Origin of the sequence: Terriglobus sp. 2YAB30_2 (assembly GCF_052114765.1) — a bacterium.
Taxonomy (GTDB): Bacteria; Acidobacteriota; Terriglobia; order Terriglobales; family Acidobacteriaceae; genus Terriglobus.
Map to the genome: position 1 here is coordinate 67,301 of NZ_JBFRFJ010000009.1, position 13,688 is coordinate 80,988.

Below are 13,688 nucleotides of genomic sequence, written 5' to 3' on the forward strand. Positions count from 1 at the left end.
ATCTTCCCGCGATTATCGAACGCTTGTTGTACAGTGGTAAGCACGAATTCGACAGGAGTCTTCGGGCTCGTTTAATGTCTACACCGCAGGTACGAAGATTCCCATTCGAACATCAACCGATCACAAAAGGAACAGACAAGCAGGAGACCTTATGACCAAGCCCACACCCGGCAAATTGGCAGGTTTGAAGGCGGTATCGGATAAACGCGGTGTCATTGCAGCCGCGGCTATGGATCAGCGTGGATCGCTGCAGAAGTCCATCGCCAAAGAGCGCGGCGGAGCCGCCACTGCCCACGATCTGGAGGAGTTCAAGGTTCACGTCACCTCGGTGCTGACGAAGCATGCCTCGGCCATCCTTCTGGATCCGGAGTTCGGGCTTCCGGCAGCCAAGCAGCGCAATAATGCGGGCCTCCTGCTGGCCTATGAGAAGACCGGGTATGACGCCAATACTCCAGGCAGACTGCCGGACCTGCTGGATGTGTGGAGCGTCCGCCGCCTGAAGGAGGCCGGAGCAGACTGCATCAAGATCCTGCTCTACTACACTCCCTTCGAAGACAGCACCGTCAATGACCTGAAGCACGCCTGGGTGGAGCGTATTGGTGACGAGTGCCGTTATCACGACATCCCCTTCTTCCTGGAGACGGTCGGCTACGACGAGAACGGCGGCGGCGAGAAGACGCTGGGGTACGCGAAGAAGAAGCCCGAGGTCGTCTCCGGATCGATGGCAGAATTCGGCAAGGAACGCTACGGAGTCGATGTGCTGAAGGTCGAGGTTCCGGTCGAGATGGCCTTCGTGGAAGGCACACGGGCGTTCAAGGGCGAGAAGGCATACTCACGCGCTGAGGCGCTGCAGCATTTCCGTGATGCGGAATCGATGACGCACAAGCCCTTCATCTATCTGTCGGCTGGTGTGACCAATCCGGTGTTCATCGAGACGCTGGAACTTTCGGCCGAGTCAGGCACGAAGTTCAACGGTGTACTCTGTGGCCGCGCCACCTGGTACGACGGCATCTCCATCTTCGCCAAGCAGGGCGCCAAGGCCTTTGAGGATTGGTTGAACACGACCGGTGTGGAGAACATTAACAACGTGAACAAGGCGCTGCAGGCAGCAACACCGTGGTATGTGAAGTTCGGCGTTAATAGCCTGGAAGAGCTCGGCTAGAGCAATTCTCCTAATACTGTAGCGTTGGATAAATCTGTGAATGCCGTTTTCTTCGAAGGAAAACGGCGCAAACTGCCAACACTCCGCTCTACACCTTTAGGAGAAATGCTCTAGCTCAAGCAAGGAAAAGAAAGAGGGCCCGCCAAGTTGGCGGGCCCTGCTCTTTGCTTTGAATGGCGCCAGTCCTCTGGCAGAACCGGCACACAGCAAAGAGCAAACTTTACGCGATGCTGCGGCTGACCGGTGTATGGTAGCGGCGATGCAGCATCTCAACCTCTAAGTGGACGATACTCCCGCGTTCCTGGCGGCGCTCGGCCCAGCTTTCGATCACCTCGATGCACGCGTGATCGACATACCGCAGAGAGTGTGTATGGACAACCACAGGTTTGTCTATAGATACCTGATCGAGCGCGGCGGTAATCTTCGGAATCGCCAGGAAGGTACCGACACCAGAGAAGTGGACCTCCGTCATGTCGTCCTTCTCCTCCACGTGGGTCTCAAGGTGCGTCACCTTCCAGAGTACGCGCAGCAGTGAAAGACCGATGCCAACCAGAACGCCTGTCAGCAGGTTGGTAGCCACAATGGTGCCCATGGAGAGCAGGTAGATGCCAACGGGGGCCCAGCCGAAGCGGCGAAGGTGCAACACATCCTTCGGCTTCACCAGCTTGATGCCCGTAAGCACCAGCACAGCGGCAAGGCTGGCGGTAGGAATCATCCGCAGGACGAAGGGCATTGCCAGCACGAAGAGCAGCAGCCAAAGACCATGCAGGATAGTGGACTTGCGGGTCTCTGCGCCGGCCTGCACATTGGCGGAGCTGCGCACGATGACGCCGGTCATCGGCAGAGCGCCGAGGAAACCGCAGAGCATGTTGCCGACACCCTGGGCAGCAAGCTCTTTGTCATAGTTCGCCCGTACACGCGTCTGCATCTGATCGACGGCAGCGGCTGAAAGCAGCGTCTCCGCGGAAGCGATAAACGCGAGCGCGGCGGCCGTGCCGATGAGGCTGAACCAGTTGACCGACGCCATGGTCGACGGGCCGGTGATGCTGACCATATCGCTCAGGTTTGAGGGAACGTTGACGCGGTTCACACCGAGATGGAAGACCTGGGCTGCGGTGGTTCCAGCGGCGATACCAAGCAGGGCTCCGGGAAGCAGCCGCAGCTTCGCGGGACGGAAGCGCTCCCATAGCAGCATGACACCGAGCGTGATGATGCCGACCAGAGCCGCCGCTTCTTCCTTGCTGCCATTCAGCGGGAAGAGACCGCCGAAGACGGCCTCGCCCATAGCGAGAATATTTGCCGGGCCATTGGACTTTGGGGTGCGGTCCAGAACAACATGGAACTGTTGAATCACGATGAGGACGCCGATGCCGGCGAGCATGCCGTGAATCACTTCAGGGGAGATGGCGCGGAACCAGCGGCCCATCTTGAGCAGACCCGCGGTAAGCTGCATGGCTCCAGCGAGAATAAGAATGGGGCCGAGCGCGGAGATACCGTGCTCATGGATGAGCTCAAAGACGATAACGGCCAGTCCCGCAGCCGGGCCGCTGACCTGCAGCGGTGAACCGGAGAACAGGCCGACGATGATGCCGCCGATAATGCCGGTAACAAGACCGCGGGCTGGCGGAACGCCGGATGCCAGAGCGATGCCCATACACAACGGCAGGGCTACGAGAAATACGACCAACGACGCTGAAAGGTCTTTCACCAGAGCGCCGTTTGCCGGCTGCGAGACTGTGTTCTTCATGATGATTTCCTTTATGCGATACGACGGTTTTCGTCACCGGCGCCGACCGTAAGTGGAAGGAAAGCGCCGGATTCATTGTCGAGAGCGATAATCTCGCCGGTTGCGATGTCATAGACCCATCCATGCAGGCGCACCGTACCGTTCGCCAGACCTTCTGCGACCGCCGGTTGCTGAGCCAGATGGTTGAGCTGCGTCATGACGTTGGCCTGGATGAGGAGCTCGGTCTGCTTCTCAAGCGAGATCGCACCCGCCTCTTCAAAGAGGCTGCGCAGCCACTTCGCGGATGGTCCGGCATGACGAAGCCACGCATGTACGAGAGGCAGTTCCTCAACGTGCTTGCGCTCCAGAAACTCCTTCATTGCGCCGCAGCCGGTATGGCCGCAGACCACGATATCGGCCACCTTCAGCGCCTTGACCGCGTATTCCACTGTCGCAGTGACGCCGCTGTGCGACTCTCCCGGAGGCGGCACCAGGTTACCGGCATTGCGGATGGGGAAGATCTGGCCGGGCTCGCACTGCAGAATCATCTCCGGCATGACGCGCGAGTCGGAGCAGGTGATGAGGCAGACCTCCGGCTTTTGCCCACGGGCAAGCTGCGAAAAGAGCGAGGAATGATTCGGAAAAACTTCGTTTCTAAAACGGGCATACCCGTCGAGAAGGCGTTGCATCGTTTGCAATCTCCTAAATGGTGCACATCGAATAAGCGGGTGCGTCTGCGGGAACGCCAACGTGCAGATACACGACGGCGCTCACAAACACAGGGGCTTTGCGAGCGGAGAACTAAACGATGGGAGGTGCGCGGGAGCCGCCCGGCGCGCGGGGAGCAGAACCGGCGGCAATCTCATTGACCTGAGCCAGGGGCTCGGAGATCATCTCGGGCTGAAGGATCGGGCCCTGATACGGCAGAGCGACGGCCGGCGTTACAACCACCGGATCGATCGGCTTCATCTTCGGGATTACGGTTGCCTCGGCGACTTCCGGCGCGTGATTGTCGGCGGCGGCAAGGCGCAGCGTGCGTCCACTGCGACCGGTAGGCCGGTGCGATCCATGCGGCGGAACGTGCGAATAGCTGATGCGCGAACGGTGAGGCGCGCGACGGCCATGCGCGATATCCCCGTACGAAAGCAGGTTCATGCCGAGGGCGAGAGCCATCAGCAAGGCCGTTCGTACGAGGTAGTGAGTTTTGCGCATAGCTTTGGTGTATTGTCCCACAGAATGTACGCCTGCCAACCCAGAAGGTGAGCAAGTTTTATTGCCTCCTATTCCGGAGCGGGATAGCATCGCCGTATCCATGCGCTCGCTTATCCGCATAACTGCTTTGCTTTTTGCCGTTTCTGCCGCCGCCAACGCACAGTACACCATCAAGAAAATCGTCTTCGATGGTCAAAATCCTTACACCCAGACGGAACTCGAAGCCGCTTCCGGTCTGAAACCGGGACAGACGCTGAACAACCAGACCTTGCAAGCTGCAGCTCAGCGGCTGGTCGACACGGGCGCCTTCGACGATATGCAAGCCACCCTGGATGGCCCTATGAAGGCTATCTCGGTGATTTTCAAGGTCAAGCCGGTGGACACCGCCAAGCTGTTGCATATCTCGTACGCCAACTTTGCATGGTGGTCTCCGGAAGAGTTGAAGGCAGAGATCAGCCGCCGTGTTCCACTCGGCGGAGAAACCATTCCCGAGGCCGGTTCTCTACAGGCTTCAGTGCAAACGGCATTGGAGGCGATGCTGCAGGAAAAAGGTCTGACTGGAGCCAAGGTAAGCGAGGAAGTCCTTGAGCCTCGTCCCGGAGTTCCCTTCCGTGTAGCTGCGTTCCGCATCGTGTCACCGGCGGTGGTGATAAGCAGCGTGCGGGTGGATGGTGTCTCACCTGCGATGCAGACCAATGTGCAAAAGATGACCACGGCTCTGGCAGGACGTCCGTACAACGAGGGAGTCGGTGGGCAGGATATCTCCGCTACCCTGCTGGCGATCTTTCGCGATGCCGGATATCTAACGGCGAAGCTCACTCCGCTGCAGCGAACGATCAGCGGGACAGGACCAGTGCAGGTCTCGCTGTCGACAACGGTACAGGAGGGAGAGGCGTACAAGCTCGGAGTAGTCTCGTGGACCGGAGCACCGTGGATGACGGAGCAACAGTTCGTGGCCGGTGCGAAGTTGCAGCACGGTTCGGTGGCTTCGCAGCGTGCGCTGCAAAGCGCGCTGGCAGTGATTCAAAACAGTTATCGCCAGCACGGCTATCTCGATATCACTGTCGATGCACCTCCGGTGTTGGACGATGCAACCCACACAGCGAACTTTACGGTGCAGGTAACACCGGGCGAGATCTATCGATTGCAGGAGGTCCGCGTCACTGGGCTCACACCCGCACAGAGAAATGTGTGGGATCAGGATTGGAAGCTGAAGCCGGGTGATGTCTATGACGCTGGAGCTTTAGGCGAGTTCCTGAAGTGGCATATCGCCAACGAACTGTTTCAAGGCGCAAGCAGTGCGTTCAAGCAGACGGTCGATCCAACGTCGAAGACCGTGGTACTTGAAGTGAGCTTCAAAAAGATGGGAGCGTAATCCTACGGAAACGGATTTCCTCGCTTGCGCTCGATACTCCCACATAAGCTTCGCGTATCTTCACCCCAACGATCGTTCTATTCGTTGACCACAACTACTCCCACTCAATGGTGCCCGGTGGCTTCGAGGTGATGTCGTAGACTACGCGGTTGATACCGCGCACCTCGTTCACGATACGGCTAGAGATAGTCTTCAGCACTTCGTACGGCAGTGGAGCCCAGTCAGCGGTCATGCCGTCTTCGCTGGTCACCGCGCGGATGGCGCATGTGTAAGCGTAGGTGCGCTGGTCACCCATTACGCCCACGGTCTTTACCGGGAGCAGCACCGCGAAGCTCTGCCAGAGCTGGCGGTAGAGTCCCGCGGCTTTGATTTCCTCGACGACGACAGCGTCTGCCTCCTGCAGGATGGCGACACGGTCCGGCGTGATCTCGCCCAGGATGCGGACAGCCAGGCCAGGGCCCGGGAAGGGCTGGCGCTCCAGGATCTCTTCCGGCATGCCGAGGTCGCGGCCGATGCGGCGGACTTCATCCTTGAAGAGATCGCGCAGCGGCTCAATCAGCTTGAGCTTCATATTCTCCGGCAGGCCGCCGACGTTGTGATGGCTCTTGATGGTCTGCGACGGGCCTTTCACCGATGACGACTCAATGACGTCCGGATACAGCGTTCCTTGCACCAGCCAGGCGACTTCGTTGCCTTCGGCATCGTGCTCAGCGACGCCCTTGGTTTCGAGGTCCTTCAGGATCGTCTCTGCCTCATCGTCGAAGACCGCGATGAACTCGTTGCCGATGATCTTGCGCTTGGCTTCGGGATCGGTAATGCCGGAGAGGCGCGAGAGGAAGCGTTCGCCCGCATCGACCGCGATGACCTTCAGACCGAGCTTCTCGCGCATGGTGGCCTGCACCTTGGCGAACTCATCCTTACGCAGGACGCCGTTGTTGACGAAGATGCAGGTGAGGCGATCGCCGATGGCCTTGTGGACCAGAACGGCCGCGACTGATGAGTCCACGCCACCGGAGAGACCGCAGATGGCGTGTCCTCTGGGACCAACCTGTGCGCGTACGCGCTCGATGGTGGACTGAATGAAGTGTTCCGGAGTCCAGTCAGGCTTGGCGCCACAGATCTCGATGACAAAGTTGCGTAGCAGCTCGCTGCCCTTTTCCGAGTGATTGACCTCGGGATGGAACTGCACTGCCCAGATACGCTTCTCTTCGTTGGCAATGCTGGCCAGCGCGCTGGAAGTCTGCGCGGTCTGGGTAAAGCCTTCGGGAAGCTTCACAGCGGAGTCGCCATGAGACATCCACACGTTGATCTCCTGCGGCAGGCCGGCGAAGAGCCGGTTGTGGCTGGCGATCTGGACGCGCGCATGGCCGTACTCACGTTTATCCGCAGGATGCACCTTGCCGCCGAGATGATGGGTGATGAACTGCAGACCGTAGCAGATGCCGAGGATGGGCATGCCGGTGGTCAACACCTTCGGGTCAGCGGCAGGAGCGTCGGCGTCATAGACCGAGCTGGGGCCACCGGAAAGGATGATGCCCTTCGGATTCAGGGCAAGCACGTCGCTCAGCGGAGCGGTGCAGGGCAACACCACGGAGAAGACATTGAACTCGCGGATGCGGCGAGCAATGAGCTGGGTGTACTGCGATCCGAAGTCGAGAATAACGATGGTGGAAGTCGATGCGGCGTCAGCGGCGATTTGGGAGTCCACGAACCTATTTTACGATGTGCCCAATCGCCGCCCTAGGCCGGGTCTTTGTGCCTCGTATTCTTGACGCCCGTCAGCACCCCGGCTCCGGCCAAAACCAGAATCAGCGCGAAGATCCAATGCTGCGGGACATGCGCCAGATGAGCCGCATAGGCGACACCGGCGATGAAAAGGATATAGCCAACTAGATACAGGCCAAAGGACATGCTGTCCCTCCTTGCTGCGGGAGTAGGATGCAGCAGCAAAGAGCGGCGTTGTGCTCCGGCATCACCCTGTCGCGCGGCGATAGAGCTGAAGGTATGCCACCGTACGCGCCACGTGGAAGAAGTCTGACGCGATCAGATAAGCGACGGTGACACCGGCCCACCATGTGTGCAGGAAGCTCTCTGTCGTTACTCCCTGGAAGGGTAGGGGCGTCGCGGAGAAGACCATCGCGAGCACGATCAGCGCGATCTTGACGATGCCCATTACCAGGTTGATCTCAACCAGCTTCTGCCGCAGTGCGCCCAGGCGGAAGGACTCACGGATGGCCTGCGCTGCGGTCAGTTGACGGACAACCGCGAGCAAGGGAGCAAGGGAGAAGACCCAGCTCAACACACCCCACAGGACGAAGACACCCATGGAAAAGATGATGAGCAGCGCGCAGTAGCCGACGAGGTTCGGTTCCCTGCCCTGTGCGATGGGATTGGCGATGGTGATAGTGGACGACCAGAGCAGCGAACGCCACCACACGGCGAACGCGAGCGCGAGGGCTGTAAGACGCAGCAGCGTAAGCAACAGGAAGGTAGCCGGGCGAGGGACTAGCTCCCCGTCGATACGGTGCAGCACAATGGTGCGGCCGATGGTATGCGCCGCCACCCAGGTGAGCATCAGCAGAGGGAGCAGCCAGGTGAGCGCTTCCGTGACTGGTGCCGCGAGTACCGCGATGATTGCGCCGGCGACCTCAGCAGCGTGCATGGGATCGAGCAGCGAAGCGTGTTGCAGCGCGGCCCAGTCGACAGGGTGCTGATCGAGGATTCGTTTTGTGGTGCGCACCGTGAGCCATAACGCGGGAATACCCCAGAGCCAGCGCCACAGGATCTCCAGACCTACCAGGAGAGGATGTTTCCATACCCAGGACATCGTGCCGACAAAGCTCTGGGTACCGCGAATGGTCTTACTGGACTGGCTCTGGTAGGTGGACAAGGGTTTGCTTCGCCTTCCTTGATTCCAGTTTAAGGCCTGAGTCCAATTCGGTTTTGTTTGTCAGGCATCTCGGGTATTCCTTACCACCCGAACCAACGTAGAAAAGCAGATTTCTCCGCTACGCTCCAAAATGACAAAGCAAAAAGGGTGTCACGGTTCTAAGCGCTGAAGGCGCGCTCTATACCAGCCTGGGGCATCGCCCCAGGTCTGATGTCCCGTAGAGAAAAAGGGCTGAAGGCCCGCCCTATAACTCTGCAGTGAAATCGAGTTTCTCGATACGCCTCAGACGCGACAGCAAAACAGTCGCGCAAAGTGCGATACCCCCCTTTCGCTTCGCGAAAGAATGGGGCAACGGGTGCAGTGGTGCTATTGAATCCTGACTACTTCACGACGATGTTCAGCAGCTTGATGGGCACGTAGATGATCTTCACCACCGTCTTGCCGGCAATACGTGCGGCCACCTTTTCATCGGCGAGCGCCGTCTCCTTGATGACATCTTCGCCGGAACCGGCAGGCACCTTGACGACATTTGCGAGCTTGCCGTTGATCTGTACGGGGATCTCCAGCTCGTCTTCCTTGGCGAGTTCTTCGTCAGCTTCGGGCCACGCATGGCGGAAGACAACTCCGGAGTGCCCCAGAACCTCCCACAGCTCCGCCGACAGAAACGGAGCAAAGGGAGCGAGCAGAAGCACGAGGGCGGTAAAGACCTCTTTCTGCGTAGCGGTCGAGACCTCGCCGGAGTCCATCGCGGGCTCTGCGTCGACGATCGCGTTCACGAGTTCCATAACGGCAGCAATGCAGGTGTTGAAGGTCCAGCGGCCGGAGAAGTTCTGCGAGATCTTGGCGATGGTCTGATGCAGCTTGCGCAACAGTTTCAGGCCGGCGGGTGTGAGCGCCTGGTTCCCTGCCGTGTCTTCGATCGTCGCAATTCCAGGAGCGTACTTGGTGGTAAGGCGATAGACGCGCGAGAGAAAGCGGCTGATACCGGCGACGCCTTCTTCCTGCCACTCCAGGTCGCGATCAGGAGGCGCAGCGAAGAGAGCATACATACGGGTAGCATCGGCGCCGTACTGCGCGATCATGTCGTCGGGAGAGACGACATTGCCCTTCGACTTGGACATCTTCGCGCCGTTTTTGATGACCATCCCCTGCGTAAAGAGGCGGGTCGCCGGCTCGTCGTTGTCGATGAGACCGAGATCGCGCATCACCTTCGTCCAGTAGCGCGAGTAGATCAGGTGCAGAATGGCGTGTTCCACGCCGCCGATGTACTGGTCGATCGGAAACCAATAGTTCGTCGTGGCAGAGTCAAATGGCGCGCCGTCGTTCTTCGCATCGGTGTAGCGATAGAAGTACCAGGACGAGTCGACAAAGGTGTCCATCGTGTCGGTCTCGCGGCGTGCCGGGCCGCCGCACTTCGGACAGGTCGTGTGGACAAACTCCGCGACCTTGCCGAGCGGTGAACCGCCCTGCTGCGTGATCTCGATATTGTCGGGAAGCAGGACCGGAAGCTGATCGTCGGGAACCGCAACTATACCATCGTTCTCGCAGTAGACAACCGGAATCGGCGTGCCCCAGTACCGTTGACGGCTGACGCCCCAATCCTTCAAGCGCCAGGTAACCGTGGCCTTGCCGAAGCCGTGCGACTCGGCATGCTTCGCCATCTTCTGCTGGGCTTCGAGCGCGGCTTCGCCGGTGAACTCACCGGAGTCGATGAGCACGGCATCGTCTTCCGCCGTATATGGAAGCTCGGGCTGCTCGGCCACATCAACATTGGGAGCGAGCACTCTCCGGATCGGCAGGCCATACTTCGTCGCAAACTCGAAGTCGCGCTCATCGTGCGCTGGGACGCTCATGATGGCGCCGGTGCCATAGTCAGCCAGGATGTAGTTCGCGATCCAGATAGGCACGCGCTCGCCGTTATAGGGATTTACGGCGAAGCGGTCGGTGGGATAACCGTGCTTCTCGATGTTGCCGATATCGCCGGTCTCGCGTGCTGCCTGCTGCTGGGCGAGCAATTCATCGATCTTCTTCGCCAGTTCCGCGTCTTCAGCGGCAAATGCCTTAGCAGCGGCGTGCTCTGGTGCTACCTGAACGCTGGTGGCGCCGAAGATGGTGTCCACACGCGTGGTGAAGACGGTGATCGGGCAGTCGTGACCTTCCACAGCGAAGTCGACGAGGGTGCCGTCGCTGCGGCCGATCCAGTTGCGCTGCATGGTGCGCACCTTCTCGGGCCAGCCCGGCATGCTGTCCAGACCTTCGAGCAACTGGTCGGCATAGCGCGTAATACGGAAGAACCACTGGTCCATCTCGCGCAGCTCGACAATTTGATCTTCGTGCCGCCAGCAGCGGCCATCGATCACCTGTTCGTTGGCCAGCACGGTGGCGCACTGCGGGCACCAGTTCAGCTTGCTGCTCTTCTTGTAAGCCAGGTCCTTCTCGAACATGCGGAGGAAGAACCACTGGTTCCACTTGTAGTAGTCAGGCAGGCAAGTGGTGACCTCACGCTCCCAGTCGTAGCTGAGTCCCATGCGCTTCATCTGCTTGCGCATCTCGGCGATGTTCGAGAGTGTCCACTCGCGCGGCGGGGTGTTGTTCTTCAGAGCGGCGTTTTCGGCGGGCAGGCCGAAGGAGTCCCATCCCATGGGGTGCAGGACGTTGTACCCGCGCATCCACATGAAGCGCGCCAGGGCGTCGCCGATGGAGTAGTTGCGAACGTGGCCCATGTGCAGCTTGCCACTGGGATACGGCAGCATCTCCAGCACGTAATACTTGGGCTTGCCGCTGCCTGCGGGCTCGGCGGCGTAGAGGTTGGGATCCGCGTCCCAGCGCTGCTGCCAGCGTGGTTCAATCTCAGCGGGGTTATAACGCTGCTGCTTTTCTTCCATGGACATACATCATCGATTGTAAAGAAAAGGGTGAGTCTAGGGCGTGTCATCAAACTCCTGCCGCCAGCGTTGCGAGCGCAAATTGGTCCAGACAAGGCGGAGGCCGAAGGCTGTGGCGGGTGTCCACAGTCGAGGCCGACAACGAAGTATGGGCGAATTTGCGCCGCAACCCGAAGGGCCGGGGCAGATTTTCTTCACCCAGCCAGCAAGGCTGACTGGGGACCCCGATTCCCGATCTCTTTGTCACTCGTCGTTCCAGTGGACCGGCAGTTCTCTCCTCGCTCCTCGATCTCGAAAAAATCTGCTCCCGGCGCTGACGGGCACGAGTTTGATGACACGCCCTAGCACTTTTGGCACAAAAGAGAAGGCCCGCCAATGGACCGGCGGGCTTCGAGGAGAAACGAATCGGACGGGCTTATTCTCCGGCCGGAGGCAGCTGGCCGCCCTGCTGGGGACCCATCGGTCCCTGCTGGGGACCCATCGGTCCCTGCTGGGGACCCATCGGTCCCTGCTGGGGACCCATCGGTCCCTGCTCACCGCCGGGTCCGCGGCGCGGGCCGAAGTTACGGCCGTCGCCCTTGCCGAAGCGGGGCTGATCCTGCTGCACCGTGTAGCCTTCAGGCGCCTTGAACAGGGTTGCCGCGGGCTCATTGCGGGAGAGATTTGAGGTTACCAAGGTGTGGCTGCCGGCAAACGGGTCGGTATCCGTCTCGGAGATCACCACCTTCAGGTCGTTCGAGAACCAGCTCTCGTGAGAGACGACGATCTCTTTATCGTTGCCCATGACGCCGGGAGCAATAGTACGGGTGACTCTACGGCCGCTGAGCGACAGGCCATCCATCGTCTTGAAGCCCAGGTCTGTGGAGGCAAAGCTCACGCCCTCGCGCTCGCGTCCGGGACGCTCGAAGCCGGCCGGACGGGGACCAGCCTCGGGTCCGCCCTGGTGGGCGGCTCCAGCGGGCCCGAAACCAGGACCGCGGTGACCACCCTGCGGAAGAGACATCACATGGGCGATCTTGTTCTCGTTGTTCCAGCGGGTAACGGTCTGGGCGACCGGATCAAAGACAACAACCTCGGTCTTCTTGGTTGCAGCGGCAACCTTCGCTCCACGGCGCGGCTCGAAAGTGATCTCCTCACGCAGGCGGCCCTGGGTGTCGCGGGCGACGGTGCGGGTGGAGGTGTGGGTCAGGACGGAGCCGTCCTGCAGCTTCTCAGTACGGGTGTCGGTGAAGGTAGCGCTGTATGGAGCGTTGCTGACCACCTCATGGCGCATTCCCATGCCGCGTCCCATAGGGCCCATCGGGCCATGTCCGGCGCGCATTCCCGGTCCCTGCGGACCTGCCTCAGGACCCGGCTGCTGTGCGATCGCAACGCTCGCCAGAGCGAGCGCACCTGTCAAGGTAATGTAATGAAGCTTCATGTGCTCTTCCCCCAGTTGCTTCTACCCCATCTAGACGGGCGAAGTCGCGCGAAGACGACGGGGGCGACAACTTTATTTACCCAGCGGCAAGCGTCCAGAGTGCCGAGACGTTGCGCAGAGTGTCTCCCGGATCGTCCACCGGGGTCTCCGCCAGGAAAGCGCAGTGGGCAAAGCGGGCATCGCGCAGCAGGCGGCGAAAGGCTGGAGCGCCGATCGTGCCCTCGCCGATATGCTCATGGCGGTCCAGTTTCGAACCGCGCCCGGCCTTGGCGTCGTTGCAGTGCCAGACCTTGACGGTCTCGAAGCCGATGGTGGTCTCGATCTGCCGCGTCGTCTCGGCGTAGCCCTCTTCGCTGACGATGTCATAGCCGGCGACGTGAACGTGGCAGGTGTCCAGGCAGACGGCGACCGGAGCGCAGGGACGCAACGTCTCGACGAGTTCTGCGACCTGCTCCAGTGAACCGCCGAGGGAGAACTCGGCTCCGGCGGTATTTTCAATCAGGATCCGGAAGTCAGCTCCCTGCCAGGGCAGACCATCGATCGCCTTCTCAATCGACTGCGCGGCCAGCCGCAGACCCTCGTCCCGGGTCAACCCTTTCCAGCTTCCCGGGTGGAGAACAAGAAACTCTGCTCCCAGGGCGAGGGCACGCTCTACCTCACCACGGAAGGCTGCGATGGAGTTGGATCGAACACTCTCAGTCTGCGAACACATGTTGATCAGATAGCTGGCGTGAATCGCCACGGGGCCGACATCGTGCTGCTTGCGCAGTTCCTTGAGCTTGGCGGCATCGGCCGGCTTCACCGGGCCGGCCTTCCACATGCGCGGGCTGGCAGAGAAGATCTGGAAGGCATTGGCGCCGCATTCGACAGCGCGGGTAACGGCTGTGTACACACCGCCGGTGGTGGAGAGGTGAATGCCGATACGCTTCTTTGGAGTTGCCATCTCTTCAGCATAACGGCGATGGTGTAGTGTGAAAGTCGTCTTCCCTTCCACAATTCCGTAAAGGAGCCTGAACGA

At 60.2% G+C, this 13,688-nt stretch carries 11 protein-coding genes; 2 read left to right on the forward strand and 9 right to left on the reverse strand.

Going from position 1 to position 13,688, the window contains the following annotated elements:
* Nucleotides 1–151 precede the first annotated feature (151 nt).
* Entirely contained in the window at nucleotides 152–1,162 is a 1,011-nt protein-coding gene (locus AB4Y89_RS14805) for a tagatose 1,6-diphosphate aldolase (RefSeq protein ID WP_442301706.1), read from the forward strand.
* A gap of 220 nt (nucleotides 1,163–1,382) precedes the next feature.
* Here the strand turns inward: AB4Y89_RS14805 and AB4Y89_RS14810 are convergent, their stop codons facing one another.
* From AB4Y89_RS14810 to AB4Y89_RS14820, 3 genes are all read right to left on the reverse strand, one after another.
* Complete coding sequence (locus tag AB4Y89_RS14810) at nucleotides 1,383–2,909, reverse strand: SulP family inorganic anion transporter (RefSeq protein WP_442301707.1); 1,527 nt, start codon at nucleotides 2,907–2,909, stop codon at nucleotides 1,383–1,385.
* 11 nt (nucleotides 2,910–2,920) lie between these two features.
* Complete coding sequence (locus tag AB4Y89_RS14815; RefSeq protein WP_442301708.1) at nucleotides 2,921–3,577, reverse strand: carbonic anhydrase; 657 nt, start codon at nucleotides 3,575–3,577, stop codon at nucleotides 2,921–2,923.
* A gap of 112 nt (nucleotides 3,578–3,689) precedes the next feature.
* A complete protein-coding gene (locus AB4Y89_RS14820; RefSeq protein WP_442301709.1) occupies nucleotides 3,690–4,100 on the reverse strand; it encodes a hypothetical protein in 411 nt (136 codons plus the stop codon).
* 100 nt (nucleotides 4,101–4,200) lie between these two features.
* Here AB4Y89_RS14820 and AB4Y89_RS14825 point away from each other — a divergent pair, with 100 nt between their 5' ends.
* Complete coding sequence (locus AB4Y89_RS14825; RefSeq protein WP_442301710.1) at nucleotides 4,201–5,475, forward strand: POTRA domain-containing protein; 1,275 nt, start codon at nucleotides 4,201–4,203, stop codon at nucleotides 5,473–5,475.
* 94 nt (nucleotides 5,476–5,569) lie between these two features.
* On the opposite strand, the gene guaA is transcribed toward AB4Y89_RS14825, so the two are convergent.
* The 6 genes from guaA to AB4Y89_RS14855 form a co-directional block, all read right to left on the reverse strand.
* Entirely contained in the window at nucleotides 5,570–7,183 is a 1,614-nt protein-coding gene (guaA, locus tag AB4Y89_RS14830) for a glutamine-hydrolyzing GMP synthase (RefSeq protein ID WP_442301711.1), read from the reverse strand.
* 32 nt (nucleotides 7,184–7,215) lie between these two features.
* A complete protein-coding gene (locus tag AB4Y89_RS14835; RefSeq protein ID WP_442301712.1) occupies nucleotides 7,216–7,386 on the reverse strand; it encodes a hypothetical protein in 171 nt (56 codons plus the stop codon).
* A 61-nt stretch (nucleotides 7,387–7,447) separates the two neighbouring features.
* Nucleotides 7,448–8,365 (reverse strand): hypothetical protein, encoded by a 918-nt coding sequence (locus AB4Y89_RS14840; RefSeq protein ID WP_442301713.1) that lies wholly within the window; start codon nucleotides 8,363–8,365, stop codon nucleotides 7,448–7,450.
* Between the two features lie 380 nt (nucleotides 8,366–8,745).
* Nucleotides 8,746–11,250, reverse strand: coding sequence for a leucine--tRNA ligase (gene leuS / locus AB4Y89_RS14845; protein WP_442301714.1), 2,505 nt, complete (start codon nucleotides 11,248–11,250; stop codon nucleotides 8,746–8,748).
* 415 nt (nucleotides 11,251–11,665) lie between these two features.
* Nucleotides 11,666–12,670 carry a hypothetical protein gene (locus AB4Y89_RS14850; RefSeq protein ID WP_442301715.1) on the reverse strand — a complete coding sequence of 335 codons (1,005 nt, stop codon included), beginning with the start codon at nucleotides 12,668–12,670 and terminating at the stop codon, nucleotides 11,666–11,668.
* A 76-nt stretch (nucleotides 12,671–12,746) separates the two neighbouring features.
* Nucleotides 12,747–13,613, reverse strand: a complete 867-nt coding sequence (locus AB4Y89_RS14855; protein WP_442301716.1) for a deoxyribonuclease IV — start codon at nucleotides 13,611–13,613, stop codon at nucleotides 12,747–12,749.
* Between the last annotated feature and the right edge of the window lie 75 nt (nucleotides 13,614–13,688).